Source organism: Lapillicoccus sp. (genome assembly GCF_025353065.1).
In the GTDB taxonomy this organism is placed as follows: Bacteria; Actinomycetota; Actinomycetes; order Actinomycetales; family Dermatophilaceae; genus Lapillicoccus.
Genome location: NZ_JANXRJ010000101.1, coordinates 1 through 25461, shown reverse-complemented (window position 1 = coordinate 25461; position 25461 = coordinate 1). Strand labels below are relative to the sequence as shown.

The 25461-nt window shown below is 70.5% G+C and carries 28 protein-coding genes; 10 read left to right on the top strand and 18 right to left on the bottom strand.

All coding sequences use genetic code 11. The annotated features are described in order from the left end of the window. Positions 1-10: 10 nt before the first annotated feature. On the bottom strand, positions 11-931 hold the full coding sequence (locus Q0R63_RS08120) for a lysophospholipid acyltransferase family protein (RefSeq protein WP_295696143.1): 921 nt from the start codon (positions 929-931) through the stop codon (positions 11-13). A 160-nt stretch (positions 932-1091) separates the two neighbouring features. Here Q0R63_RS08120 and Q0R63_RS08115 point away from each other — a divergent pair, with 160 nt between their 5' ends. Then, positions 1092-1850 (top strand): alpha/beta fold hydrolase, encoded by a 759-nt coding sequence (locus tag Q0R63_RS08115; protein WP_295696141.1) that lies wholly within the window; start codon positions 1092-1094, stop codon positions 1848-1850. 9 nt (positions 1851-1859) lie between these two features. Next, the gene (locus tag Q0R63_RS08110; RefSeq protein ID WP_295696139.1) at positions 1860-2507 is read left to right on the top strand and encodes a hypothetical protein; all 648 of its coding nucleotides are present in this window, start codon (positions 1860-1862) and stop codon (positions 2505-2507) included. Between the two features lie 42 nt (positions 2508-2549). Here the strand turns inward: Q0R63_RS08110 and Q0R63_RS24555 are convergent, their stop codons facing one another. The 8 genes from Q0R63_RS24555 to Q0R63_RS08075 all read right to left on the bottom strand — a co-directional run bounded on the left by Q0R63_RS24555 (position 2550) and on the right by Q0R63_RS08075 (position 7872). Next, positions 2550-2999, bottom strand: coding sequence for a VOC family protein (locus tag Q0R63_RS24555; protein WP_366521089.1), 450 nt, complete (start codon positions 2997-2999; stop codon positions 2550-2552). Next, the gene (locus Q0R63_RS24550) at positions 2996-3256 is read right to left on the bottom strand and encodes a 4a-hydroxytetrahydrobiopterin dehydratase (protein ID WP_366521088.1); all 261 of its coding nucleotides are present in this window, start codon (positions 3254-3256) and stop codon (positions 2996-2998) included. Before Q0R63_RS24550 ends, Q0R63_RS24555 begins: the two co-directional genes overlap by 4 nt. A 21-nt stretch (positions 3257-3277) precedes the next feature. Further along, complete coding sequence (locus Q0R63_RS08100) at positions 3278-3868, bottom strand: GNAT family N-acetyltransferase (RefSeq protein WP_295696137.1); 591 nt, start codon at positions 3866-3868, stop codon at positions 3278-3280. 73 nt (positions 3869-3941) lie between these two features. Next, positions 3942-4598, bottom strand: coding sequence for an endonuclease/exonuclease/phosphatase family protein (locus Q0R63_RS08095; protein WP_295696145.1), 657 nt, complete (start codon positions 4596-4598; stop codon positions 3942-3944). Between the two features lie 53 nt (positions 4599-4651). Further along, on the bottom strand, positions 4652-5635 hold the full coding sequence (locus Q0R63_RS08090; RefSeq protein WP_295696135.1) for an ROK family glucokinase: 984 nt from the start codon (positions 5633-5635) through the stop codon (positions 4652-4654). Continuing rightward, positions 5632-6117: a hypothetical protein gene (locus Q0R63_RS08085; protein ID WP_295696133.1), complete on the bottom strand. Its 486-nt coding sequence runs from the start codon at positions 6115-6117 to the stop codon at positions 5632-5634. Before Q0R63_RS08085 ends, Q0R63_RS08090 begins: the two co-directional genes overlap by 4 nt. After that, complete coding sequence (locus Q0R63_RS08080) at positions 6110-7420, bottom strand: ArsA family ATPase (protein ID WP_295696131.1); 1311 nt, start codon at positions 7418-7420, stop codon at positions 6110-6112. Before Q0R63_RS08080 ends, Q0R63_RS08085 begins: the two co-directional genes overlap by 8 nt. An 8-nt stretch (positions 7421-7428) precedes the next feature. Further along, on the bottom strand, positions 7429-7872 hold the full coding sequence (locus Q0R63_RS08075) for an SRPBCC family protein (RefSeq protein ID WP_295696129.1): 444 nt from the start codon (positions 7870-7872) through the stop codon (positions 7429-7431). A gap of 123 nt (positions 7873-7995) precedes the next feature. Here Q0R63_RS08075 and Q0R63_RS08070 point away from each other — a divergent pair, with 123 nt between their 5' ends. Beyond that, entirely contained in the window at positions 7996-9798 is a 1803-nt protein-coding gene (locus Q0R63_RS08070; RefSeq protein WP_295696127.1) for an AMP-dependent synthetase/ligase, read from the top strand. A gap of 483 nt (positions 9799-10281) precedes the next feature. Here the strand turns inward: Q0R63_RS08070 and glpK are convergent, their stop codons facing one another. The 7 genes from glpK to Q0R63_RS08035 all read right to left on the bottom strand — a co-directional run bounded on the left by glpK (position 10282) and on the right by Q0R63_RS08035 (position 17037). After that, positions 10282-11802: a glycerol kinase GlpK gene (glpK, locus tag Q0R63_RS08065; protein ID WP_295696125.1), complete on the bottom strand. Its 1521-nt coding sequence runs from the start codon at positions 11800-11802 to the stop codon at positions 10282-10284. 118 nt (positions 11803-11920) lie between these two features. Further along, positions 11921-12313: a D-ribose pyranase gene (gene rbsD, locus Q0R63_RS08060; RefSeq protein WP_295696122.1), complete on the bottom strand. Its 393-nt coding sequence runs from the start codon at positions 12311-12313 to the stop codon at positions 11921-11923. A 285-nt stretch (positions 12314-12598) separates the two neighbouring features. Continuing rightward, on the bottom strand, positions 12599-13075 hold the full coding sequence (locus tag Q0R63_RS08055; protein WP_295696120.1) for an NUDIX domain-containing protein: 477 nt from the start codon (positions 13073-13075) through the stop codon (positions 12599-12601). Beyond that, positions 13072-14280, bottom strand: coding sequence for a hypothetical protein (locus Q0R63_RS08050; RefSeq protein ID WP_295696118.1), 1209 nt, complete (start codon positions 14278-14280; stop codon positions 13072-13074). The genes Q0R63_RS08055 and Q0R63_RS08050 overlap by 4 nt, the downstream gene beginning before the upstream one ends. Positions 14281-14529: 249 nt before the next feature. Next, positions 14530-14856, bottom strand: coding sequence for a hypothetical protein (locus Q0R63_RS08045; RefSeq protein WP_295696116.1), 327 nt, complete (start codon positions 14854-14856; stop codon positions 14530-14532). A gap of 118 nt (positions 14857-14974) precedes the next feature. Then, positions 14975-16195 (bottom strand): MFS transporter, encoded by a 1221-nt coding sequence (locus tag Q0R63_RS08040; RefSeq protein ID WP_295696114.1) that lies wholly within the window; start codon positions 16193-16195, stop codon positions 14975-14977. A 14-nt stretch (positions 16196-16209) separates the two neighbouring features. After that, positions 16210-17037 (bottom strand): alpha/beta fold hydrolase, encoded by an 828-nt coding sequence (locus Q0R63_RS08035; RefSeq protein ID WP_295696112.1) that lies wholly within the window; start codon positions 17035-17037, stop codon positions 16210-16212. A 64-nt stretch (positions 17038-17101) separates the two neighbouring features. Here Q0R63_RS08035 and Q0R63_RS08030 point away from each other — a divergent pair, with 64 nt between their 5' ends. From Q0R63_RS08030 to Q0R63_RS08020, 3 genes are all read left to right on the top strand, one after another. After that, entirely contained in the window at positions 17102-17449 is a 348-nt protein-coding gene (locus Q0R63_RS08030) for a MerR family transcriptional regulator (RefSeq protein WP_295696110.1), read from the top strand. Positions 17450-17554: 105 nt separating this feature from the next. Continuing rightward, the gene (locus Q0R63_RS08025; protein ID WP_295696108.1) at positions 17555-19300 is read left to right on the top strand and encodes a DEDD exonuclease domain-containing protein; all 1746 of its coding nucleotides are present in this window, start codon (positions 17555-17557) and stop codon (positions 19298-19300) included. Between the two features lie 223 nt (positions 19301-19523). After that, positions 19524-19808 carry an Lrp/AsnC ligand binding domain-containing protein gene (locus Q0R63_RS08020; RefSeq protein ID WP_295696106.1) on the top strand — a complete coding sequence of 95 codons (285 nt, stop codon included), beginning with the start codon at positions 19524-19526 and terminating at the stop codon, positions 19806-19808. Positions 19809-19893: 85 nt separating this feature from the next. On the opposite strand, the gene trpD is transcribed toward Q0R63_RS08020, so the two are convergent. Together trpD and Q0R63_RS08010 are read right to left on the bottom strand one after the other, a co-directional pair. Further along, on the bottom strand, positions 19894-20979 hold the full coding sequence (gene trpD / locus Q0R63_RS08015; RefSeq protein ID WP_295696104.1) for an anthranilate phosphoribosyltransferase: 1086 nt from the start codon (positions 20977-20979) through the stop codon (positions 19894-19896). A 9-nt stretch (positions 20980-20988) separates the two neighbouring features. After that, complete coding sequence (locus Q0R63_RS08010; protein ID WP_295696102.1) at positions 20989-21474, bottom strand: response regulator; 486 nt, start codon at positions 21472-21474, stop codon at positions 20989-20991. A gap of 227 nt (positions 21475-21701) precedes the next feature. Here Q0R63_RS08010 and Q0R63_RS08005 point away from each other — a divergent pair, with 227 nt between their 5' ends. From Q0R63_RS08005 to Q0R63_RS07990, 4 genes are all read left to right on the top strand, one after another. After that, positions 21702-22319, top strand: coding sequence for a heme-copper oxidase subunit III (locus Q0R63_RS08005; protein WP_295696100.1), 618 nt, complete (start codon positions 21702-21704; stop codon positions 22317-22319). Between the two features lie 46 nt (positions 22320-22365). Further along, positions 22366-23151, top strand: coding sequence for a c-type cytochrome (locus tag Q0R63_RS08000; RefSeq protein ID WP_295696098.1), 786 nt, complete (start codon positions 22366-22368; stop codon positions 23149-23151). A 68-nt stretch (positions 23152-23219) separates the two neighbouring features. Beyond that, complete coding sequence (locus tag Q0R63_RS07995; protein WP_295696096.1) at positions 23220-24311, top strand: Rieske 2Fe-2S domain-containing protein; 1092 nt, start codon at positions 23220-23222, stop codon at positions 24309-24311. Further along, positions 24311-25461, top strand: a 1151-nt coding sequence (locus Q0R63_RS07990; protein WP_295696094.1) for a cytochrome b, incomplete at its 3' end; no start/stop codon positions are given. The genes Q0R63_RS07995 and Q0R63_RS07990, both read left to right, overlap by 1 nt.

Below are 25461 nucleotides of genomic sequence, written 5' to 3'. Positions count from 1 at the left end.
TAAAACCGCGTCAGCTGGCGGCGCGGTGGTCCTGCTCACGCGGCTCGTGCTGCTCGCGCTCGTCCAGGTCGTCGCGCTCGTCCAGACCGTCCAGGTCGTCCAGGTCGTCCAGGTCGTCCAGCTTGTCCACCTCGGCGGGCGCTGCTGGACGCGCCTCACCGAACTCCGCGGCATCCAGCGCGTCTTCGAGCTCCTTGGCCGCAGTGCCGGACTTGGCGGCCTCCTGCAGCTCTCGGGCCTTGATCTTCGCGGCGCTGAGGATGCGGACCTTGGCCGAGGTGGCGTACTCGTCGACATACTCCTGGCCCGACAGCAGCATCAGCTCGTACATGATCTCGTCGGTGATCGACCGCAGCACGAAGCGGTCGTTCTCCATGCCCTCGTAGCGAGAGAAGTCGAGCGGCTTGCCGATGCGCATCCCGATCCGCATGATCTTCGGGACCTTCTTGCCCGTCGGCTGGGCCTTGTCGGTGCCGACCATCGCCACGGGGAGCACCGGGACGCCGGCCTCGAGGGCCATCCGCGCGATCCCGGTGCGGCCGCGGTAGAGCCGGCCGTCGGGCGAGCGGGTGCCCTCGGGATAGATGCCGAGGAAGTCGCCGCGGCGGAGCACCTTGAGCCCGGACTGGAGGGCGGCCTCGCCGGCCTTGCCGCCCGACCGGTCGACGGGGAGCTGCCCGATGGCCCGCAGGAAGGTGGCCGTGAGCCACCCCTTGATCCCGCCGCCGGTGAAGTAGTCGGACTTGGCGAGGAAGGTCATCCGCCGCGGCACCATCAGCGGCAGGAAGACCGAGTCGGAGAAGGAGAGGTGGTTGCTCGCGAACATCGCGGCCCCCTCCTCGGGGATGTTCTCCTCACCCTCGACCCACGGGCGGAACAGCAGCTTCAGAATGGGCCCGAGGACGACGGTCTTGAGCACCCAATAGAACAATCTGTGCACCTTTGCCGGTCCGATGTGATCTGACGCACTCTACGGCACTATCGGCCTCACGGGACGGCGTGCAACCATGTGCGCACGCGACTGGCGGCGCGCCCCGAGACCCCCCTCGTCACCCCATCCCCCGCCCACCACGATGAGCCGGAGAGACCCTGTGACCGTGCTGTCCGTGCTACCAGGAGCCGAGCCCTACGCCCACGACGGGAACGACATCGGCGTCCTCGTCTGTCACGGCTACACCGGGTCGCCGCAGAGCATGCGCCCCTGGGCGGAGCACCTCGCCGACACCGGTTACACCGTGCGGCTGCCGCGACTACCCGGCCACGGCACGACGTGGCAGGACCTGGGTCGCACCCGTTGGCAGGACTGGTATGCCGCGGTCGACTCCGAGTTCCGCGAGCTGCACGCGCGCTCCCGTCACGTCTTCGTCGTGGGGCTCTCGATGGGTGGTCTCCTGGCGACCAAGCTCGCCCTCGAGCACGGCCCCCGCGTGACCGGCATGGTCCTGGTCAACCCGATCTACAAGCACGACAACAAGGCGCTCGTGGCCCTCCCCGTGCTGCGGCGCATCGTGCCGTCCCTCGCCGGCGTCGGGAACGACATCAAGAAGCAGGGGGGCGTCAAGGAGCTCGCCTACGACCGCAACCCCCTCCAGTCGATGTACTCCCAGACGCTGCTGTGGGCCGAGGTCTCGCGTGATCTCCCGGAGATCACCCAGCCGGTGCTGCTGATGCACTCGCGGGAGGACCATGTGGTCCCGCCGCTCAGCTCGGCCTGGTTCCTGTCGCGGATCTCCAGCACCGACATCACCGAGATCTGGCTCGAGAACTCGTATCACGTGGCTACCCTCGACAATGACGCTCCGCTGATCCACGATGAGTCGGTGCGGTTCATCGAGCGACTCAGCAACTGAGGAGGGGCCGTGCCGGACAAGGACGTAGACGAGCAGTTCGCCGCTATCATGGCCCACTGGGACGACGTCGCACTGGGGCTCGATCCCTTCGGCGACTCGCTCGCGGACGACGACAAGCCGGGCGCTGCCCGTAACGGAAAAGACGGGACGGGCGGGCCCGACGTCGGGGCCGCGACCCCGTCAGGAGCCGACGACAGCGGTCCCCGGAGCTCGCCGGTGGCCGAGGTGACCCCTCCCAGCGACTCCTCGACCACCACCACGCCGCCGGCCGCTCGCCCGGCTCCGGCCTCCGACACGTCGCCGTCGGCGGACCGGAAGCCGCCTCGTCCGGCGGCCGCTCCCCAACCCCTCCCCGAGGACGACACACCCCCGCTGATCGGAGCCGGCTGGCGCCAGCACGACCCCCCGGACGTCGAGGAGCACTTCGTTCCGCCGCCACCGGCTCCGCTGCCGTCGGCCGACGACAAGCACTTCTGGCTGATGATGGTCGGGCTCATCGGCGGTCCGCTGCTGTTCCTCTACCTCATCCTCTTCGCTCGCGACGGCAACGGCTGGTGGATGATGTTCTCGCTGGGGATGGCCATCGCCGGCTTCGTGCTGCTCGTGCTGCGCCAGCCCGCTGAGCGCGACGAGAACGACGACGGCGTCCGGCTCTGAGCCGCTCGGCGAGCTGAGGCGGTTCAGGCCTCCGTCGCAGGTTCAGTCCTCGGGTGCTGGGGACCGGGCGACGCAGACGACTCCCAAGTTGCCGTCCTGGTCGGCGATGACAGTGAGCGACGGCGCGTCGCTGTCATCGACGACGGTCCCACCCGCGGCGACGGCGGCAGCGATCCGTTGCTGCCCCACCTCGGGCGCCACATAGACCTCGACGTGAAACCGCTGGCGCGGGGTCCCGGGCTCGTCGGCGTCGCCGAACCACAGGTTCGGGATCCGTCCCGTCGCGTCCCGGACCTCGTCGCTGGGCGATCCGCGGCCCTGGGCCTCGGCACTGCCGGTCAGCAGGGCAGCCCATACCGGGGCGATGGTCGCAGAGCGCGCCGTGTCGAGGCCGAGCTCCATGACGCTGACCGAGGCCGGGTCGGCGTCGAGCCCGTGGTCGGCCGCGATCGCGATGATCCGGCGGGCGAGGTCGACGTCCTGCTGGGTCACCCACTCGACGACGAGCTCGGTGCCCTCGTCGTCGCGGTAGATCGCATCGCCGCTACCAGCTTGAGGTCGACGTACCCCGTGCCGACCGACACGCTCGGGTGGTGTCCGACCGCGTCGCCCGCCTCGCCCACCGCGGCGACGAACCGGACGCCGGTGCCGAAGTCGTCGACGAGGTAGCGGGCATGCAGTCCCTGGGCCAGCTTGCGCCAGTCGGTCAGCCTGGCCTCGGCGATCTTCTGGCCCGTCAGCATGTCCATGTTGGCGGACCCTATCCGGTCTCAGGCCGGCTCGACCGTCTTCACCATGACGCAGTTCTTCAGTCCCTTGGGCCGGTCGTAGCTGAAGCCGAGCCGCTCGTAGAGTCGGCGGTTGCCGTTGTAGAGGAACGACGACGACATCTTCTTGGTCTGGTCGGTCAGGTCGTGGGGATAGCTCTCCACCCGCCCGCCGCCGGCCTGCGCGATCAGGTCCAACGCACCGGTGATCGCCAGCTCCGACACGCCCTGTCGCCGGTGGCGCTTGTCGATGAAGACGCAGGTGATCCGGAAGTCGGGGTCCGTGGTCTTGGTGGCGTCGTACTCCTTGCGGTGGTGGAGCGTGGGCAGCTCGACCGGGGTGCCGTACTCCGCCCAGGCGATGGCCTCGTCGCCGTCCATCACCAGTGCGGCGTGGGCCTTGCCCTGCTCGACATAGGCCTTCTTCAGCGCCCGGTTGGCCTCGGCGCCCTGACCGCGCTCGGGCCCGTCGGGATGGAACCAGATGCACCAGCAGCCGCCGAAGATGCCGTTGTGCCGCTGCACCAGCGCGTCGAAGGCCGACCAGGTCTCGGGGCTGAGGGGCGCGATGGTGTAGGACGACTCGGTAGCCATGCCGGACCCTATCCCGGTGGGGCCCGCTTGTGGGCTCGCACGGACAACCGGCCGGCCGCGGGTGCCGCCGACGTCAGAGCGGGATGATCTCGATCTCCACCCACACCGGCCGGTGGTCGCTCGCGGCGCGGACGTCGGCCTCGTCGAGATCCACGGGCCGGCCTGGGCGCACGACCACGTCTGGAGCGGCGAAGACGACATCGAGGGCCTTGTCGGGATTCGACACAGGGAAGGTCAGGGCGCCGTCGGTCACGAGCCGATGCCCCTGTGCCAGTAGCGCGAACGCCCGTCCGGTGTCCCCCTCGTTGAGGTCGCCGGAGATCAGCGAGCGGCCGCGTCCGGCGCGCTCGTCGAGCTCGGCCAGCAGCTGCCGCGTATGCCGGACCCGCTGGTCCGGGTCGAGGCTGAGGTGGACGCTGGTCACCGTGAACGGCTGGTACCCCGGAGGCTCGACCGTCACCACGGCATACCCGCGTCGGCGGACCCCCGGTCGCACCGGCAGCCGGTGGGTCTCGACGGTCGGCTCCCCGACGCGGCGACTGGTGAAGATCGTCGTGCCGCCACTGCCCCGGTGGTGGCCCGACCAGGACATGCCGCACTCTCCGGCGAACGCGGACACCCGCCACGTCGCGAGGAGCCGGCGCGGCACCTCCTGGAGGCAGAGGACGTCGGGGTCGATCGACCGGATCACCCGGGCCGCAGCACGGCGATCGTCGAGGAAGTCCCGCAGGTTGTAAGTGGCCAGGCGGACCGTCGCGCGGGAGGCGCCGGGACGGGACGTCGTCAGGACGGCTCCCCGGAACGCTCGAGCCGGGCCAGGTCGGCGGCGCCGATCAGGCCGGCCTCGTTGCCGAGCTGGGCGGCGACGATCCGCGCCTCCGGCCGGTAGCCGCGCCCGGTCAGCTGTCGACGGAACGACTCCCGCGCGGGGTCGAGCAGCAGCCGTCCGGCCGCGCTGACGCCGCCGCCGACCACGAAGGTCCCCGGGTCGAAGGCCGCAGCGAGGTTGGCGATGCCGACCCCGAGCCAGTTGCCGAGCTCGGCCAGCAGCTCGATGCTCGTCTGGTCACCCGCCTGGGCGGCAGCGGTGATGAGGGGGCCGGTCAGGTCGGCCGGGTCTCCGCCGACGGACGCGAGGAGGTTCGCCGCGACGGGGGAGTTGGCGGCGATGATCCCGCGCGCCTCGCGCACGAGGGCGTTGCCGCTGGCGTACTGCTCCCAGCACCCCCGGTTGCCGCACTCGCAGCGCAGCCCGTTGGGGACGACCTGCATGTGGCCGAACTCCCCCGCGATGCCGTAGCGCCCCCGCTGCAGCCGACCGTCGGTGACGATGCCGCCGCCGATGCCGGTCCCGAGGTTGACGATCATGACGTGCGACTCCCCTTGTGCCGCACCGAATTTCCATTCCGCCCAGGCCGCGGCGTTGGCGTCGTTGTCGACGGTGATGGGCACCCTGATGCGGCGCTGGAGGTTCTCCTGGAGCGGCTCGTCGCGCCACGAGAGGTGAGGGGCGAAGACGACGGTCCTGCGGTCTGCCGCCACGAAGCCTGCTGCCCCGATGCCGACCGCCTCGACGCGCTCGCGACCGACCGCGGCGAAGAGCTCGTCGACGACCTCGACGATGGTGTTCTCCACGACGTCGGGGGACTTCGAGCGGTGCGGGGTGTCACGTCTGGCCCGCACGAGGACCTGCCCGCCGACGTCGATGACCCCACCGGCGACCTTGGTGCCGCCGATGTCGATCCCGATCGCGAGGTCGGCGCTCACAGGTGGGTCTCCTCGTCGGTCGGGTCGTCGGTCGGGTCGTCGTCGTGCACGTCGATGTCCTCGACGGTCGAGCGATGTCGTTCGGCGCCGGGCTGCCCCGTCTCCGCCCACCGGGTGGCCGCCACCTCGCGCAGGGTCTGGGTGAGGGCCGCGGCGAGGTCGGCGAGCCGGTCGACGGTCTCCGGGCGCACGGACCGGACGGCGGAGATCAGCTGGCAGACAGGGCACAGGTGGCAGACGCTCGGCGCCGGATCGGCTTTGGCCTCGGGGGTTTCCGAGCCGACCTCCTGGCCGCACGACCCGCAGACCTCGGTATGCCGGGTCGTCGGATGAGGCTCCTCGGTCGGCAGTGGCGGCTGTGGCGATGGCGGCCGGGCTGGTGCGGACTCACCCCCGAAGAGGGCGTCGAGCAGGCGGGCCGTCTCCTCGGCGACCGACCCGACGGACCCCACCGATCCTGTCGGCGGCGACTCCTCAACCACGCGCGCTCCCCTCGCCGGCCGCCGTGGGGCGTCCTTCGTCGTCGGTCCCGGCCGCGGGTACCAAGCGGCCCGGCGGCCATACGCTCGCGTCGGGGGTGAACCTCACCCTGAGGGTCCCGTCCCGGACGGCTGCACTGCGCACGGTGCATCGTTTCAGCACCGCGGGCAGCGTCAGCACCCGGCGGTGGTCCCCGACGACGACGAGCAGCTCCTCGTCGCGCCGCTTGAGGTCGACCTGGGCCGCGTCGACGAGGGGAAGCGGGAGCGAGAGCACGTAGTCGTCGCCCACCCGACGCACCGCCAGGCCGCGTTTCTGCACCGGCGAGACCAGGGTCGCAGGGTCGTCGCCGACGCGGTCTGCCGCGAGCGCAGCGAGGGCGTCGACGCCGATCGGCTCGTGGGCGAGGTAGGGCGAGGTGGCAACGGGGACCCCGGCGAAGGACTCGAGCACCTCGGCCAGACCCTCCTGCTGCGCCGCGTTCCAGGCGGCCCGCCAGGGGTCGGGCCTGGCCCGGCCACCGCGTGCCTGCGCATCGGCCCGTGCGTCGGGGAAGACCCGGTTGACGATGACCTGGTCGACGACGAAACCGTAGAGGCTGAGTGAGGTCCAGGTCCGCCGCGACTCAGCGATGACCACCCGCTCGGGGGTGAGCACGAGCCGGACAGAGGCCTGCTCGCTCGTCAGGAGCCGCTGGACGTCGCGCATCTGGGTGGCCCACCCGCGGACCGTCGCGGCGACCTCGACCCCGGGCAGCGGCATACCGGTCGCGGCTGCAGCTGCCGGTCGGAGGCTGCGCAGGAGCCCGCGCTGGACGGGCAGCAACCGCTCGAGGTGCCACGCGAGCGCCTCCGGCAGCGCGAGGAGGCGCAGCGTCTCGGCGGTGGGGGCGCAGTCGACGACGATGAGGTCCCAGCGGCCGGACTCGGCGCGTGCGCGGAGCTCGAGCAGGGCGGCGATCTCCTCGGCGCCCGGCAGCGAGGTGAGCTCCTCGGCGACGACGGGGTCGACGCCGACCGTCGCGAGCAGCTCCAGGAGATAGTCCTGGACTACCCGCCACGAGCGGTCGACGCGGTGGGGGGTGCTGACCTGCAGGGCGTGCAGTCCGGGCTCGACCTCGATGACCGCGCCGCCGGACTCCGCGGTCGTCGTGAGATCCCGACCCAGCGCGTCACCGAGCGAGTGCGCCGCATCGGTCGACATGACCAGCGTCGCCAGACCCGAGCGGGCAGCGCGCACAGCGGTGGCCGCCGCGGTGGTCGTCTTGCCGACCCCGCCCTTGCCGGTGAACAGGACGATGCGCACCGCGGTGGTCAGCCCTCGACCCGCCTCTTCAGCTCCTTGAGCGCGGCATCCACGATGACCTTCTCGGCCTTGCGCTTCAGCATCCCCAGCATGGGCATGTTGAGGTCGACCGCGAGCCGGTAGGTGACGGTCGTCCCGGTGCCCGACGCGGCCAACGTGTAGGAGCCGTTCATCGTCTTGAGGACCGTCGCCTTGACCAGGCTCCAGGACACGACGCCGGTGCCGTCCTCGTCGACCTCCCACTCGTAGTCCAGGACGTAGGTGTCCTTGATGACCCCCGCGTCGAGGACGAACTCGACCTGGTCGGCCCAGCCGTCGCCCTCCTCGGAGAGCACGGACACCTTCTTCACGTCCGTGGCCCACTTGGGGTATGCCGGGAAGTCCGCGATGACGTCGAGGACGTGTCCCGGCGCGGCCGCGATGAGGATCGAGGACTCGGTGCGGTCGGCCATGCGCGGAAGGCTACCTCTCGCGCGGCGGCAGGAGAGGGCGGACCACCCACGACGCTCGGGGCCGCCTGAGCGCTACTGACCGGTAGTATCGGCGGACCTGCCGCACCCCGAGGAGCCCACCCCGTGCTGGACAACGTCGTCGCACCACTGATCGAGCCGACCATCGAGGGCAACCTCGCCCAGACGGTCGTGCGCAACGCCACCGAGACCCCCGACAGCATCGTCTTCTCCAAGCGCGCCGGCACCGGCTGGACCGACGTCACGGCGGCCGAGTTCCGGCGCGACGTGGACGCCCTCGCCAAAGGGTTCATCGCCGCCGGCCTCGAGCCGGGCGAGCGGGTCGCGCTGATGTCCCGCACCCGCTACGAGTGGACGCTCGTGGACTACGCCGTGTGGACCGCCGGCGCCGTGACCGTCCCGGTCTACGAGACCTCCTCCCCCGACCAGGTCGCCTGGATCCTCGAGGACTCCGGCGCCAAGGCGATCGTCGTCGAGACGCCGGCCCACGCGGCTGCGGTCAGCCAGGTCCACGACCAGGTCGCCGGCCTCAAGGACGTCTGGCAGATCGACGCGGGTGCGCTCGCGGAGCTCGCCGAGACCGGCGCCGACATCAGCGACGGTGAGCTCGAGACCCGTCGCGCGAGCACCAACCGTCAGTCGATAGCCACGATCATCTACACCTCGGGCACGACCGGCCGACCCAAGGGCTGCGAGCTGACCCACGGCAACTTCAAGGACCTCGCCGAGAACGCCTACAGCAAGCTCGCCGACATCGTGCAGGCCGACGGTGCCTCCACCCTGCTCTTCCTGCCGCTCGCCCACGTCTTCGCGAGGTTCGTCCAGGTGCTGTGCGTGGAGGCGAATGCCCGGATGGGCCACTCCGCCGACATCAAGACCCTGCTGGACGACCTCGCGTCGTTCCGACCCACGTTCATCCTCGCCGTCCCGCGTGTCTTCGAGAAGGTCTACAACAGCGCCGAGCAGCAGGCCACCGGCGACGGCAGGGGCCGGATCTTCGGCGTCGCCGCCAAGGTCGCCATCGAGTGGAGCCAGGCCCTCGACACGGGGTCGGTGCCACTCCCGCTCCGGCTCCAGCACGCGGTCTTCGACAAGCTCGTCTACACGAAGATCCGGGCGGCGCTGGGGGGCAAGGTGCAGTATGCCGTGTCCGGTGGCGCCCCCCTCGGCACCCGGCTCGGGCACTTCTTCCGCGGTGTCGGGGTCATCGTCCTCGAGGGCTACGGCCTGACGGAGACCACGGCCCCCGCGACCTTCAACACCCCGCTCAAGGTCAAGATCGGCACGGTGGGCCCGCCCCTGCCCGGCGTCGGCATCCGGATCGCCGAGGACGGCGAGATCCTGGTCAAGGGCGTCAACGTCTTCGTGGGCTACCACAACAACGACGCGGCCACCGCCGAGGCGATCCGCGACGGATGGTTCCACACCGGCGACATCGGCGAGCTCGACGAGGACGGCTTCCTGCGGATCACCGGCCGCAAGAAGGAGATCCTCGTGACCGCGGGCGGCAAGAACGTCGCCCCCGCCGTCCTCGAGGACCGGCTCCGCGCCAATCCGCTCGTCGCGGAGTGCATCGTCGTCGGTGACCAGAAGCCCTTCATCGCCGCACTGATCACCCTCGACGACGAGATGCTCCCGACCTGGGCCAAGAACAACGGCCTGCCCGGGCTGACCATGGACCAGGCCCGGACCGACCCCGCCGTCATCGCCGAGGTCGACAAGGCGGTCGCCGACGCCAACTCGATCGTGAGCAAGGCCGAGTCCATCCGGAAGTACGTCATCCTGGCCACGGGATTCACCGAGGCGAACGGCTACCTCACCCCGTCGCTGAAGCTCAAGCGCAACGTCGTGATGCGCGACTTCGCCGACGAGATCGAGGAGCTCTACTCCTCGCCGAAGGCCGACTGAGGGTGTCACTCGACCCGGGCCGGCATCACGGCCCGATTCGAAGGGCCGTGGGTGGGTGGCTGGCTCTGTGGCGCAACGACCGGATCGAGATCCGCTCGTCGTTCTCCCCAGACGTGGCGTTGGCACTGCTGCACGACAGGACCATCAGCTCGTGGGGGCTTGTGACCGGGCGCGCAGGCCGCCCGAGGAGGGATCCGATGGTCGTCGGTTCTGTCACCGCGGAGCGCGTCCGACTGATCTGGATCAGGCCCAACGTGCGGAACTCGTTCACACGCCAGTTCCGAGGGCGCATCGTCGCCACGGCTGACGGCTGCGCCGTGGTCGGAGAGCTCGGGTGGCCTCGGGCCACCCGACTCGGCGTGCACGGGGGAGTCAGGTGGGCCGACTTCGAGTCAGGTGGGTCCCGCGGCCCTCGGCCAGCCGAAGAATCACCTCTGGGGGTACTCCAGAGGTGATTCTTTGGCTGGTCAGCTCAACTGCAGGTCAGTCCTCGACGTCCTCGACCCAGTCGAGGGTCTTGGTGACCGCCTTCTTCCACATCGCGTAGGCCTTCGCGCGGGTGGCCGCATCCATCGACGGCTCCCATCGCTTGTCCTCGGCCCAGTTCGTGCGGATCTCGTCCTCGGACGCCCAGAAGCCGACCGCCAGGCCCGCGGCATACGCGGCTCCGAGGGCGGTGGTCTCGGCGACGACGGGGCGGATCACCGGCACGCCGAGGATGTCGGCCTGGAACTGCATGAGGGTCTCGTTGACCACCATGCCGCCGTCGACCTTGAGCGTGGTGAGGTCGACGCCCGAGTCGGCGTTCATCGCGTCGATGACCTCGCGGGTCTGGTACGCCGTCGCCTCGAGGACCGCGCGGGCGAGGTGGCCCTTGTTGACGAAGCGGGTCAGTCCGACGATCGCGCCGCGTGCGTCGGAGCGCCAGTGGGGGGCGAAGAGGCCGGAGAAGGCGGGCACGAAGTAGCAGCCGCCGTTGTCCGCGACCGACCGCGCCAGGGTCTCGATCTCGCCGGCGGAGGCGATCAGCCCGAGGTTGTCGCGCACCCACTGCACGAGCGAGCCGGAGACGGCGATCGAGCCCTCGAGGGCGTAGACCGTGGGCTGGTCCCCGATCTTGTAGCAGACCGTGGTGAGCAGCCCGTTCTTCGACGGGACCTTCTCCGTGCCGGTGTTGAGGAGCACGAAGTTGCCTGTGCCATAGGTGTTCTTGGCTTCACCCGGCGACAGGCACGCCTGTCCGAAGGTCGCCGCCTGCTGGTCTCCGAGGATGCCGGCGATCGGCACCCCGGCGAGCACGCCGCGCGGCCGGACCTCGGCATACACCTCGGAGGAGGACCTGATCTCCGGCAGCATCGACATCGGGATACCCATGTCGCGCGCGATGCTCTCGTCCCAGGTCAGGGTATCGAGGTCCATCATCAGGGTGCGCGAGGCGTTCGTCGGGTCGGTGACGTGGATGCCGCCCTCGACGCCGCCGGTCATGTGCCAGACGACCCAGGTGTCCATCGTGCCGAAGGCGAGGTCGCCGGCCTCGGCCCGTTCGCGCGCGCCGTCGACGTGGTCGAGGATCCATCGCACCTTGGGGCCCGAGAAGTAGGTGGCGAGCGGCAACCCCACCGTGTCCTTGTAGCGGTCCGCTCCCCCGCCCAGCGCGCCGAGCTGGTGGCAGATCGCATCGGTGCGGGTGTCCTGCCAGACGATGGCGTTGTAGACCGGCTCACCGGTCGTCCGGTCCCAGACCATGGCGGTCTCACGCTGGTTGGTCAGGCCCACTGCGGCGATGTCGCTGGCGCTGAGGTCGGCCTGCGCGAGCGCGCCCGCCGTCACCGACCGCACGTTGTCCCAGATCTCGATCGGGTCGTGCTCGACCCATCCCGCCCGGGGGAAGATCTGCTCGTGCTCCTCCTGGTCGAGCGCGACGACCCGGCCATCGTGGTCGAAGAGCATGCACCGGGTGGACGTCGTCCCCTGGTCGATCGCGGCCACGAACTTCTCCCTCATGGCCGCAACCCTGTCACCTGACGGGTGCCGTCGTGAAGCGCCGGGCCGGGCATGTCGGCACCGGCTCCGGTCGGCACCACCGGTGTCCCTATCGTTGCGACGATCACCTGAGAGGCGCTCAGAACGGGACCCCGCAGTGCAGGATGACGTTGGCGTAGGGCGTCGACTCCCCGGTGCGCACCACGAGCTGCGTCTGCGGCAGGCGCGATTTCAGAGCCTCGTGGGAGATGAGGCTGAGCGTGTCGAGGCGTGCGGCGATCCATCCGTGCGACGGGTGCGACCGGCTCTCGAGCGCCGCCTCCGCCCGCTCGACGACGACGACGTCGAGGATGGCGTCGAGGACCTGTTCGAACCGCGGTATGCCGGCCACGAGAGCCAGGTCGACGATGCGGCAGCCTCGCACGCCGTAGGGAAGCGGTAGCCCCGCGTCGGCGATGACGATCTGGTGGGTGTGACCGAGGCGGGCCAGCCCACCAGCCAGACGGGCGTTGAGTATGCCGTGACGCAGCATCGGGGACTCCTGGTGAGGCTCTGTGTGCCGGGGGTGGCCGGGTCAACCCTTGAATGATGCCGCTCTCTCTCGCAACACGACTGATGATCGGCGTCGCCGCCCGGAGACCTGCGCCGGGGGTGCCTCCGTCTCGGAGGACCGCCCGGTCTGTAAGGAGGACGGGGCAAGAGGTCGCGGCTGCGGTCACCTGCGACTCGAGACGGGGGATGCGAACGATGGCGCCAAGGCGTTCTGCGCGAGGTGCGGATACCTCACCGAGAGTTCGCGCTTCACCCGTTCGGGCGCTCACGTGGTCAGCCCGGTCCGCCACTCGGCGACGATCTCGGCGAGGTGCGGCGGATGGACCGGCTCCGCCAGGTCCGGTATGCCGCGCAGCGGCACCCATGCGACGGTCACCGTCGAGTCCCGCTCGACGTCGTCCACGCCGACGAACATCGGGTCGAAACGCGGGGTGACGACGACGTAGTACTCCTGGTCCTGGACGATCGACGTGCCGTCGAAGGAGAACTCGACCTGTTCCGGGCGGAAGGGACCGACGACGTCGGCCGGCACGACGGCATACCCGATCTCCTCCATGGCTTCGCGGACGATCGCTGCCATGGCGTCCTCGCCCTCGTCGATGCCGCCGCCCACGGTGAACCAGTAGTGGTTCTGCGGGCGCCGGGGGTCGAAGCCCTGGACGAGCAGTACGTGGGTGCCGGCCTCGTCGACGAGCAGCAGGCGGGCGGCGCGTCGACGCCAGACCGGTGCGACATCCGTCATCGAGCCAGTGTGCGCAGCTCGGCGAGCCAACCGGCGGTGAAGTCGTCCTCGCTGACGCCCAGTACTGCCGGGAAGGCTCGCCAGGCGACCACGGAGGGCTCCATGGACACACTGAGGTTGATCGGGGGGTCGAGCGCGACGGCTCGGTAGAAGGCGACCAGCCGGGCCTGTCCGTAGCGATCGGAGATCCGGCTCACGGCGAGCCATGCCGCGTTGTAGCTCGGCTCGATCACGTTGTGCGACGGATCGAAGGCGTCGTCCGAGGGCAGGCCCGTCGGTCCGGTGCCGGCCCTGACCTTCGTCAGCAGGTCGGCGGCGACGCTGCGGGGGTCGAGCCGGAGGCCGGAGAAGCCGACGTAGTCGGCGAAGCCCTCGGACAGCCACAGCGGCACCATGCGCAACGTCGTGGCCCGGACGGTGACGTGGGTCAGCTCGTGCGTGATGATGACCCGTCGACCCTGCGCGTTGAGCCGGACGAAGGCGTCGGGGTTGATGAAGATCCGGTCGCTCGTCGCCGTTCCCTGGGCGTCCCGGGGACCGTCGGTGATCGCCGCGACCTGGTCCAGGCCCGAGGCGTCGTGACGCTGCAGGGCGGTGACGAGCTCCTTCGAGGTGGCGGGCGCGATGATGACACCGGGCCGGGCGGTCCCCCAGACGCCGGTGATCGTCGCGTGGGCGGCGTCGCCGAGGGCGAGGTAGTCCCGCAGCCGAGCGATTGGGGCGCTCCCGATGACGAGCGTCGTCGGCGAGCTGAGCACGGTCATCGGGCTGAGGTCCCACGGCTGCGGCTCGGTCGTCCCGTCGACGTCGTCGACGAAGCCCCAGCCGGTGGGTGCGCGGGACACGTGCGCGACGGTGTAGGAAGCGACGAACTGGCGCGGCGCGCGGTCGAACCCCCGCAACGAGTAGGTGAGGTGGACGGTCGCGACCCAGGCGTCCGGGCCGAGGGCGCGCTGTCGGGCGGCATCGAGGGGCGGCCCGACCTCGACCGCCGTCTGGCCGTAGCCCGCGATCGGCAGCTGGGTCATCCGGTCGAAGACCTCGGCCTGCCGCGCCGCGAAGGGGACGGTCAGGTCGCCGACGGTCGTGAGCCAGGCTCCCCTGTCCCTCGCTGCCAGAGCAGCGGCCCGTCGGGCGACGAGGTCGACGACGGTCTGACGCCGTGTCTGGTCCAGGTCGACGGCGGGCGTCCGGAAGGGCGCCATGGCGGCTTGGCCGGTCGACACCGCGGAGGCAGCGGCGGAAGGCGGCCCGGCGGGCGGGCCAGCGGAGCAACCTGTCAGAGCGAGCGCCACGAGAAGCAGCCCAGCGAGGGCTCTGGAGGACGGCCGTGGAACCACCCGGCCCCCGAGCGCGACACGGGCGGTGGTGTGCACACCTCGCACCGCGGTCCGTTGTCCGTCCCTCACCTCGTCATCGTAGAGGTCGGTTCAGTTCACCCGACCGCTCTGGTTTCACCCCACCGCTCTGGCGCCGTCGGTGGACTCTCGCTGCGCCACGAGGCCGGCAGCGTGCTGCGGGTCGACGAGCCCGGCGCGGACGAAGAACCCGACCGCGCGTCGCTCGGGGGCGTCGAGTGGCATCTCCTCGTCGTCGTAGGCGGCATACGTATCGCGATCGTCCGGCTCTTCGTGCCCGTGACCGTCGGGCGGTCGGCGCCCGAGGCTCATCAGGGGTCGTGACGTGGTCTGGCCGAGCGCGGTGACGATGCAGTCGTCGCACCGCACGTGGCGCACGGGGCAGGTCTGGCAGTCGATGACCATGGGGGTCTCGGTGCGCATGACGCCTCCTTCAGGGTCGGACCGTCCGGCGGACGGGGTGGGTGAGGACCTGTCGACGACGTTACGAGGGACCACTGACAAGGGGTGCGATCAAGAGAGCGGAGGACGCGCCGGGGCGTCAGGCCGAGACCCCTCGACGGGATCTGCGCGGACGGCCGAGCACGACCGGGAAGGCCCCGACCACCACCACTGACACCAGTGCGGCGGCCGTCGTGACGAGGGGCAGCGCGCCGGCGCCGAGCCGGGTGAGCAGCAGCCCGCCGACCCACGCACCGCCGCTGATCCCGATCTGGAACGCCACGACGTAGGCCGCCGAGGCCCGCAGCGCATCGGCTCCCGCGACCCTCAGCACGCCGGCCTGCAGCACCACGGGCACGGCGGTGAAGGCCGCTCCCCACACGACGATGCCGACGGTCAGGGCCACGGCTCCGGTCGACAGCCGGACGGCCACCGTGCCGGCCGCGACCAGCCCGAGGGACGCCAGCGCGACGGACACCGGTCGCGCGTCGAGGTATCGGCCGGCGAGGGCGACCCCGCCCATCCCCGCGAGACCGTAGGCGGCCAGCAGGACCACCCATCCGGGGCCGACGACGCCCAGGTCGGCCGCCAGGACGGCGAGATAGGTGAAGGCCACGTAGTGACCGCCGGTGAGGACCACCGTCAGCGCGCAGAGCGCCACCACCCGACGGGCGCCATTCGCTGGTCGCGCGCCCGGTGGCGTGCTCACAGGCAGCGTCCCTGCGGCAGAGGGCAATTCGCCCGACTGCCGTATGACTGACGGCCCGACCGACGGCACGAGGCGGTGCACGAGCACCGCGGCGACCAGGGCCACGAATCCCACGAGCAGTGCTCCGACGCGCCACCCGAGGCCCACCGACAGCAGCGTCGCGAGCGGGGTGCCGAGCACCAGCCCGGCGGACGAGCCGAGGAAGACGATGCCCACGGCATACCCCTGCCTGCCCGGTGGCACCAGTCGCGCCGCCAGCACGGGCACGCCCGCCCACAGCACACCGTGCCCGATCGCCGCGACACCACGCACCACCAGCGCCGCCCCGTATGCCGGTGAGGCCGCGAGCGCCGCCTGCGACACCGTGAGCAGCAGGAGGCACCCCACGATCACCGCGCGCATGTCGCGGTGCCGGGTCAGGGCGGCGACGGGGAGCGCCGTCACGCCGGCCACCACGGCATACACCGTGAGGAGCTGTCCGGCCTGCGTGTCCGTGACGCGCAGGTCGTCCGCGAGCTGGGTCAATGCACCGACGGGGTACATCTCCGCGGTGAGGAAGGCGAAGAGGGCGATGGCGAGGGCGGCGAGGGCCTGTGTCGGAGTCCCGCTCACCGTTGGCGTCTCCTTCACAGCCGGTGGGCGGCGAGGAAGACCCCGATGCGGCCGATCCAGTCGACGGTCTGGGCCGCGTCGAAGATGTGGCCGGCGCCGGCCAGCTCGCTGACCTCGGCCCGGGGGATGAGGCGGCCGAGCTCACGGGTGGTGGCGGGCATGACGACGCGGTCCTGCTCGGCGACGAGGACCGCCGTCGGGACCCGGATGTCGCCGAGGCGGGTGGACAGGTCACTGTGCACGGCGAGCTCGACCTGCTCCGCACCGCCCGCCGGATAGCCGGAGCGCGCCTCCTGCGCCGCGGCGGCGACCTGCTCGATGGGCAGCGCCCCCAGCGCGTCGGCGGAGACACAGTGCTCGAGCAGGTGGTGACCGAGGGCGTCCCAGGCCTCGAGCCGGGCGAGCTCCTGCCAGACCCGAGCGAAGATGCGCATCTGCGCGTCGGGCCGGGCGAAGCCGACGGTGAGGTAGAGCCCGGTGACGTGTTCGGGGTGACGGAGGGCCGCAGTCACCGCGACGGCGGTGCCGAGCGAGAGCCCCACGACGGGGAACCGGTCGAAGCCCGCCTCGACGGCGGTCGTGACGAGCTGGTCGGCGAGGACGTCGAGGATGAGGGGCTCGGGCTGTCGGGGCCGCTCCCCTGAACCGGGGTAGTCGCGGCCCACGAGGGTGCGACCGTCCCGTAGCGCATCGACGAGCGGCCGGAAGTTGAGCTCGACACCCCCGCCGGCGCCGTGGGCGAGGACGAGCGGTGGCCCGGTCCCCTCGACGAGCACCCCGTCCGTATGCCGCGGGGTGGCGTGGAAGGTCTCGGTCGCGGGGGTCATCGGCTGGGGAATCATGCCGCGACGGTAGGTCTTGACACCAGTGTCAAGGTCAAGTCCGACGAGCCCGGAGGGGGCGCCTGTGCTGATCGGTGAGCTCGTCGAACGGACGGGGGTCTCGGCCCGCTCGCTGCGGTACTACGAGGAGCAGGGACTGCTGGCGCCCGAGCGGTCCGGCAACGGGTATCGGGTCTTCGACGATGCCGATGTCGTTGTCGCACAACAGATCCGGGGCCTCATCGAGGCGGGCTTCGGCACGGAGATCATCGCCCAGCTGCTTCCCTGCGCGCGGGGGACCGCGCCGGAGATCGAGCTCTGCCCGTCCGTGGTCGCCGCGATGACACGGGTGCTGGCCGAGATCGAGGAGCGGCACCGGGACCTCGGCCGGCGGCGCGACACGGTCCGGGCCCTGCTGACTTCTGACCGCTGACTCCTGACTCCTGACGCCTGACTCCTGACGGCTGACCGCTGACTCCGGACCTTCGGCGGGCGCGCCTGCCGAGCCCTGTCGGTGGCCCCGATTACGGTCGCAGACATGAAGGCAGTTCAGGGCACGCTCGACGATCTGGGCACGGCGCTGGCCGATGTCACGTTCGTCGTCGTCGACCTGGAGACGACCGGCGGGAGTGCCTCGGCCTCGGCCATCACCGAGTTCGGGGCCGTCAAGGTGCGCGGCGGCGTGGTGCTGGGCGAGTTCCAGACGCTGGTCAAGCCGAGCGAGCCGATCCCGGCCTTCATCCAGGTGCTGACCGGGATCACCGACAGGATGGTCGCGCAGGCACCGCGGATCGAGTCGGTCATGCCGGCCTTCCTCGAGTTCGCCCGCGACACGGTCCTGGTGGCTCACAACGCGGGCTTCGACATCTCCTTCCTCAAGGCGGCGGCCGCGGCCACCGGCCACGAGTGGCCGCGCTTCCGGGTCCTCGACACCGTCCACCTCGCCCGTCAGCTGGTCAACCGCGACGAGTGCCGCAACCACAAGCTCTCCTCGCTCGCCGTGCTCTTCAACGCGACGACGACGCCCGACCACCGGGCCCTGCACGACGCCCGGGCCACCGTCGACGTCCTCCACGGGCTGCTCGAACGGGTCGGCAACCTCGGCGTCCACACGCTCGAGGAGCTGTCCAGCTATACCCAGCGGGTCACGCCGGCCCAGCGTCGCAAACGCTTCCTCGCCGACGACCTGCCCGCCGCCCCGGGGGTCTACATCTTCAAGGACGCCACCGGACGCCCGCTCTATGTCGGCACCTCACGCAACATCCGCGTGCGGGCCCGCAACTACTTCACGGCGTCCGAGCAGCGCACCCGGATGGCGGAGATGGTGGGGCTCGCGACGAGCATCCAGCCGATCGTCTGCCAGACCACGCTCGAAGCCCAGGTGCGCGAGCTGCGCCTCATCGCGGCGCACAAGCCGCGTTACAACCGTCGCTCCCGGCATCCTGAGCGGGCGATCTGGGTCAAGCTCACCGTCGAACCCTTCCCGCGGCTCTCGATCGTGCGCCAGGTGCGCGCCGACGGCGCGCGTTATGTCGGGCCCTTCCGGTCGCGCACGTCCGCCGACGCCGCGGTCGCCGCGGTGCACGAGGTCATCCCCCTGCGACAGTGCTCCGGCCGTCTGAGCACCAAGGGCAGCGGGTCGGAGTGCGTGCTGGCGGAGATGGGGCGCTGCGGCGCGCCCTGCTCAGGACGACAGACCGTGGATGAGTATGCCGCGGTGGTCGCCGAGGCCGTCGGCCTCATCAGCGGCGACGCGCGGCCAGCCGCCAACGCCCTGCGCGAGCGGATGGCGACGTTGTCCGGTCAGGAGCGCTTCGAGGACGCCAGCACCATCCGCGACCGCCTGCTCCACCTCGTGCGGGCGATGGCCCGCACCCAGCGCATCGCCCCGCTCGCCGCCAGCCCCGAGCTCGTCGCCGCCCGACGCGTCGACGCGGGCGGGTGGGAGCTGGTCTGCGTACGGCACGGCCGGCTCGCCGGCACGAGCGTCAGCCCTCCCGGTGCCGACCCGCTCCCCTACGTCGCCTCGCTCCGCGCCACCGCGGAGGTGGTCGCCGTTCCCGTCGGTCCGGCGGCCTCAGCGGAGGAGACCGAGATCATCCTGCGCTGGCTGGAGGAGCCGGGTGTCCGCATCGTCGAGCTCGACGGCACCTGGTCGTGTCCGGTCGGGGGCGCCGGCGGCCTGCGGGCGAGCCTGGAACCTGGTCGTCCGGCCGATGTCGCCCCGTTCGACCGCGACCCGGCCCCGGCCGTTGCTGCTGCTCCACTCGCCCCGACCGGCTGACCGGCTGAGCGGCTGAGCGGCTGACCGGCTGACCGGCTGACCGGCTAACAGGCGGACCGGCGCGGGTGCCGCCGGGGCCTGTCAACCGGCACGAGTCCGTTCTGTCCACCCGTTCGCGTCACATTCCGGGCACCAGCCGGTCCTGCGTCCCCGCTGGCATACCGGCGCAGCGGGGCAGGGGTGAGCCCACCGGGTCGTTCCGTGCCGTCGCTAGTCTGATCCGGTGATCACTGCCATCGTCCTGATCAGCGCCGACGTCGACCGCATCCCGGAGGTCGCCCAAGCCGTCGCCGACCTCGACGGGGTGACCGAGGTCTACTCCGTCACCGGCGGCGCCGACCTCATCGCGATGGTCCGGGTCCGCCAGCACGACGAGCTCGCGGACGTGATCGCCGACCGGCTCAACAAGGTCGACGGCATCATCGGGACGGAGACGCATATCGCTTTCCGGACCTACTCGCAGCACGACCTCGAGGCTGCTTTCAGCCTCGGCCTCGACGGCGACTGAGCGCGGGTCGGCCGCTCGAGGTCTCACTGCGCTCCCTGGAGCGCACTTTTACCTCCGGACCCGGCTCGAGGTGAAAACGCGCGCGTCAGCGGCCCGCGGCGACCTCATGCGTCGCCGTCACCCAGCGGTCCACGAGCGACGTGGCAGCGCCGGAGTCCAGGGCCTGCTCGGCGCGGTCCATCCCGGCCCGCACCGCCGCCACAAAGACCCCCGTGTCGAAGTGCTCGTCCGAGGCCTCGCCGCCTGCCGGCTCGGTCAGGGCCAGCGCGATCCCGGCGTTCAGGACGACCGCGTCGCGCACCGCCCCCACATCTCCTCCGAACACCTCCCGCACGACGCCGGCGTTGTGGGCGGCGTCCCCACCCCGCAGCGCCTCGGTGGGACTCGTCTCCAGCCCCAGCGCGGTCGGGTCGAGGCTGAGCTCGCGGACGCGCCCTCCACGCACCCACCACACCGTCGACGTCGTCGACAGGGTCAGCTCGTCGAGGCCGTCGTCGCCCCGGAAGACGGCCGCGTCCTTGCCGCGACCCGCGAACACCCCCGCCAGCAGTGGCGCCATCCGCGCGTCCGCGACGCCGACCGCGGCATACGTGGGCTGGGCGGGGTTCGTGAGCGGACCGAGGAAGTTGAAGGCCGTGCCGATACCCAGGTCGCGCCGGGCGACCGCTGCGTGCCGGAAGGACGGGTGGAAGACCTGCGCGAAGCAGAAGGTGATGCCGGCCCGCTCAGCCACCCGTGCCACCTGCGCGACGGGCAGCGCGAGGTCGATGCCCAGCGCCTCGAGCACGTCCGCCGAGCCGGAGGACGACGACGCGGCGCGGTTGCCGTGCTTGACGACCGTCACCCCGGCGGCGGCGCAGACCATCGCGGCCATCGTCGAGATGTTGACCGTGTGCGCGCGGTCACCGCCCGTGCCGACGATGTCGAGGCTCGGACCCGCCACCTCGATCCGGTGGGCGTGGGCCAGCATCCGGTCCGCCAGTCCCCGCATCTCCAGCGCCGTCTCGCCCTTGGAGCGCAGCGCCATGAGGAACCCCGCGACCTGCGCGGGGCTCGCCTCCCCCGCCATGATCTGGTCCATCGCCCACTCGGCGTGGGTCACCTCGAGGTCGTGTCCCGCGACGAGCGCCGAGAACACCTCCGGCCAGGTAGGGGCCGCAGCGTCGGTCATGACCGCGACCTAGGCCGGGGCGGGTGCCGCCCGGCGCCCGAGCTCCGCGACCGCCCGGGACAGGGCGACGGGGTCGATCGGGTGCGGGACGGCGAGATCGGCCTGGGACCAGGCCGCGAGCCACCCGTCCTGTGGGCGACCGGTGAGCACGAGGATCGGTGCGCAGTCGAAGATCTCGTTCTTGAGCTGCTTCGCGAGCCCGAGCCCCCCGATCGGCGACGACTCGCCATCGAGGATCATCACGTCGACGTCCGGCTGCTCGGCGGCGGCGACGGCCGCAGCGGGCGTGGCGACCTCGCGCCAGGCGATGACCTCGACGTCCTTCGCGGGACGGCGACCCACCCCGAGGCGGACTGCGTCACGCGTCGCGACGTCGTCGCTGTAGAGCAGCACGGTGATCCGGTGCGGCTGCGCTCCCGGCTGGCCACCGGTTGGCGTGTGGGACGAGGGAGTGAGGTCCGACGAGGACGACGGCGTGGCCTGCGGAGCAGTCATGCGGTGATCGTAGCGGGGGGTCGGACCCCCGGACCCTGGGGACGTTCCGGACCCCCGTGCGGACCCGGGAGAGGCGTTGGTCACGGTCGCGCTGCGGGGCGGGGGGTCGCGTGCGCCACGCCGAGGCTTCACGGCATACTGACGAGGTGGCGACAGCAACGGCATCGACTCCGACCCAACCTGCCCCCTCCGCCTCGAGCGGGCATGGGCCCGCGACCCGGCCCAACATGGTCGCGGTCGGCACCATCGTGTGGCTCTCCAGCGAGCTGATGTTCTTCGCCGGACTGTTCGCGATGTACTTCCAGATCCGCTCGGTGTCGGCGCCCCTCTGGGCCGAGCAGACGGCCAAGCTGAACGTACCGTTCGCGTCGGTCAACTGCCTCATCCTCGTGGTGTCCTCGCTCTGGTGCCAGCTCGGCGTCTGGAAGGCCGAGGCCGGCCAGAAGTCCCGGACGGGCAAGGTCTGGCAGACCGGGTTCCTCGACGGGCTGCGCCGCGGTCACGCGGGCAAGCCCTCGTGGGGCATGCGCGAGTGGTACGTCGTGACCTACATCTTCGGTGCGCTGTTCATCTCCGGCCAGATCTTCGAGTATGCCGAGCTGGTCAGCGAGGGCGTCACGCTCTCGGCCGACCGCTACGGCTCGGTCTTCTACATGACGACCGGATTCCACGGCATGCACGTGACGGGCGGGCTGATCGCCTTCCTGCTCATCATCGGTCGCACCTTCACGACCAAGAACTACAGCCACGCCCAGGCGATCGGCGCGGTCGTGACCTCCTACTACTGGCACTTCGTCGACGTGGTGTGGGTGGCGCTCTTCGCCACCATCTACCTCCTCAAGTGACCACTGTGACGCATACCCCTACGCCCCGACAGATAAGGACCGCACGTTGAACGCCTTGGCCGCCCGCCGTCGTCACCCAGCGGCGATCGCGATCCTCCTCCTCCTCGGTCTCGTCGCGGTCGGCGGGGCCTACTCCCTCCTCGCGCCCAAGCAGGCGCAGGCATCGGTGGTCTCGGCCGGCGACATCAACACCGGCAAGTCCCTGTTCCTCGCCAACTGCGCCACCTGCCATGGGATGAACGCGCAGGGCTCGGCAGCCGGGCCGACCCTCGTCGGCGTCGGTGCCGCTTCGGTCGACTTCCAGGTCGGCACGGGCCGGATGCCGCTTGCCGCTCCCAACGTGCAGGCGCAGCGCCAGGACACCAGCCAGTTCACCCAGGAGCAGATCGCCAACATGGCGGCCTGGGTCGCCTCGCTGGCTCCCGGCCCCGCGATCCCCGGCGCTCAGTACACCTCCGGACAGAACGCCGACGTGGCGCAGGGTGGGGAGATCTTCCGGATCAACTGCGCCCAGTGCCACAACTACGCCGGGTCCGGTGGCGCGCTGTCACGGGGCAAGTACGCGCCCTCGCTGACGGGGTCGTCGGGCAAGACCATCTACGAAGCGATGCTCACCGGGCCGCAGTCGATGCCGGTCTTCAGCGACAGCAACATCAGCGCCCAGAACAAGAACAACATCATCGCCTACCTCAAGACCACGCAGACGGAGCAGCAAGTGGGCGGCATGACGCTCGGCAACCTCGGCCCGGTCTCGGAGGGCATGTTCATCTGGATCTTCGGGCTCGGACTGATGCTCGGCTGCGCCTTCTGGCTGGGCCAGAAAGCGGCTTGAGGTCCGGTGCAGATGTCTGGGGTGGCTGGCACAATTGACAGTAACGACGCGAGGGGATCGATCAACGCATGACTGACTTGGACACCACGGGGCAGCCGTCAACCGACGTGGTCCACCTCGACGAGGGGCACCACATCGGCACCGGCGGCCTGCCGGCGCGGTTCGAGGATCCGGGTCTTCCGACCCACATCCACCGGATGGCCGACGACAGCCCCGATGCGGGTCGTCGGGCCGAGCGTCAGGTCGTCGCGCTCTTCGGTCTCTCGATGCTCGCGACGCTCGTCTTCATCGTCGCCTACTTCGCGATCGACAAGAGCGTCGGTATCTTCCTCCCCGGCATCGGCTCCACGAACGCACTCAACGTCGTCCTCGGCGTCACCATGGGCATCTCCCTCTTCGGCATCGGCGCGGGGGCGGTCCACTGGGCCAAGACCCTCATGCCCGACACCGAGGTCGTCGAGGAACGACACCCCCAGGCCTCCGATGCGGCCACCCGCTCAGCAGCCGTCGGGATCATCCTCGGTGGCGGCGAGCAGGCCCAGCTCGGTCGCCGTCCCATGATCAAGTACGCCCTCGGGGGTGCGCTCGGGCTGTTCGCCCTGCCCTTCGTGGTCCAGGTCGCCGGCTCGCTCGGCAACCCGACCAAGGCGCTCGCCGGTCTGCGCTCCAACCTGTGGGACATCGCCCCCGGCGTCTCTCCCATCCGGCTGATGCGCGATCCCGAGATGACCCCGATCAAGGCGAGTGACGTCACCATCGGGTCGGTCTTCCACGTCATGCCGGAGACCCTCAAGGACTCGCAGCACGTGCTCGAGGACAAGGGCAAGGCGGCCGTCATCCTGATGCGACTCGACCCCAACCAGTTCAGCGCCGCCGCCGGTGGCCAGCGGGCCCAGGCCTGGGGATATCAGGGGATCATCGCCTACTCCAAGATCTGTACCCACGTGGGCTGCCCGGTGGGCCTCTACGAGCAGCAGACGCACCACCTGCTCTGCCCCTGCCACCAGTCGACCTACGACGCGACGAACAACATGGAAGTCATCTTCGGTCCGGCGAAGAGGGCTCTGCCACAACTCAAGATCACGGTGGACGACGCGGGATACCTCGTCGCCCCCGAGGGGTTCCACGAGCCCGTCGGACCTAGTTTCTGGGAGCGCTGATGAGCACCACCACTGCACCGAAGAGCGGCAGCCGACCGAGCGCAGCATCGCTGCGTGATGGCGACGCGGCGACCACCGAGGCACCGCCGACCGACGGGATGCGTAAGGCCGGTGGAGTCGCCGGCTGGGTCGACGACCGCACCGGGGCCGCCAAGGGCGCCGCCTTCGTCCTCAAGAAGGTGTTCCCCGACCACTGGTCGTTCATGCTCGGCGAGATCGCCATGTACTCCATGATCATCTGCCTCCTGTCGGGCACCTTCCTCACCTTCTGGTATGTCCCCAGTGCCGGTCAGGTGGTCTACAACGGGTCCTACCTGCCGCTGCAGGGTGTGACGGTCTCGCAGGCCTACTCCTCCTCCCTCGCCATCTCCTTCGACATCCGTGGTGGTCTGCTGATCCGGCAGATCCACCACTGGGCGGCGCTGATGTTCATCGTTGCGGTGACGGTGCACATGTTCCGCGTCTTCTTCACCGGCGCATTCCGCAAGCCCCGCGAGATCAACTGGGTCATCGGGACCCTGCTGTCGCTGCTCGGCATCGTCGAGGGCTTCGCGGGTTACTCGCTTCCCGATGACCTGCTCTCCGGTACCGGCCTGCGCGCCGCCGAGGGCTTCATGCAGTCGATCCCGATCATCGGCAGCTACATCGCCTGGATGGTCTTCGACGGCCCGTTCCCCGGCGAGGCGATCATCCCGCGGCTCTACTCCGTGCACATCCTGCTCATCCCGGCGATCCTCGTGGGGCTCTTCACGGCGCACATCGTCCTGGTCGCGGTGCACAAGCACACCCAGTACCCCGGCCCCGGGAAGACCGAGAACAACGTCGTCGGCTACCCCCTCATGCCGGTCTACATCGCCAAGGCGGGCGGCTTCTTCTTCATGGTGTTCGGCGTCATCGCCCTCATCTCCGCTCTCGTGACGATCAACCCGATCTGGGCCTACGGTCCCTACGACCCCTCACCGGTGACGGCCGGGTCACAGCCGGACTGGTACATGGGCTTCGCTGACGGTGCACTCCGGCTCCTGCCCGGGCTGCTGGAGTTCGTGGCCTTCGGTCACACGTGGAGCTTCAACGTCTTTATCGGGGCGATCCTGCTGATCCCGGTGCTCTACGGCATCGCTGGCGCCTATCCGTTCATCGAGTCCTGGGT

Excerpts from the sequence above, each read along its gene's own strand:
- Q0R63_RS08055 (WP_295696120.1), bottom strand. The coding sequence starts at position 13,075 with ATGACGGATGTCGCACCGGTCTGGCGTCGACGCGCCGCCCGCCTGCTG.
- glpK (WP_295696125.1), bottom strand. The coding sequence starts at position 11,802 with ATGAGGGAGAAGTTCGTGGCCGCGATCGACCAGGGGACGACGTCCACC.
- Q0R63_RS08075 (WP_295696129.1), bottom strand. The coding sequence starts at position 7,872 with ATGGCCGACCGCACCGAGTCCTCGATCCTCATCGCGGCCGCGCCGGGA.
- Q0R63_RS07995 (WP_295696096.1), top strand. The coding sequence starts at position 23,220 with ATGACTGACTTGGACACCACGGGGCAGCCGTCAACCGACGTGGTCCAC.
- Q0R63_RS08005 (WP_295696100.1), top strand. The coding sequence starts at position 21,702 with ATGGTCGCGGTCGGCACCATCGTGTGGCTCTCCAGCGAGCTGATGTTC.
- Q0R63_RS08010 (WP_295696102.1), bottom strand. The coding sequence starts at position 21,474 with ATGACTGCTCCGCAGGCCACGCCGTCGTCCTCGTCGGACCTCACTCCC.
- rbsD (WP_295696122.1), bottom strand. The coding sequence starts at position 12,313 with ATGCTGCGTCACGGCATACTCAACGCCCGTCTGGCTGGTGGGCTGGCC.
- Q0R63_RS08045 (WP_295696116.1), bottom strand. The coding sequence starts at position 14,856 with ATGCGCACCGAGACCCCCATGGTCATCGACTGCCAGACCTGCCCCGTG.
- Q0R63_RS08035 (WP_295696112.1), bottom strand. The coding sequence starts at position 17,037 with ATGATTCCCCAGCCGATGACCCCCGCGACCGAGACCTTCCACGCCACC.
- Q0R63_RS08100 (WP_295696137.1), bottom strand. The coding sequence starts at position 3,868 with ATGGCTACCGAGTCGTCCTACACCATCGCGCCCCTCAGCCCCGAGACC.
- Q0R63_RS08050 (WP_295696118.1), bottom strand. The coding sequence starts at position 14,280 with ATGGCGCCCTTCCGGACGCCCGCCGTCGACCTGGACCAGACACGGCGT.
- Q0R63_RS08025 (WP_295696108.1), top strand. The coding sequence starts at position 17,555 with ATGAAGGCAGTTCAGGGCACGCTCGACGATCTGGGCACGGCGCTGGCC.
- Q0R63_RS24550 (WP_366521088.1), bottom strand. The coding sequence starts at position 3,256 with ATGGACATGCTGACGGGCCAGAAGATCGCCGAGGCCAGGCTGACCGAC.
- trpD (WP_295696104.1), bottom strand. The coding sequence starts at position 20,979 with ATGACCGACGCTGCGGCCCCTACCTGGCCGGAGGTGTTCTCGGCGCTC.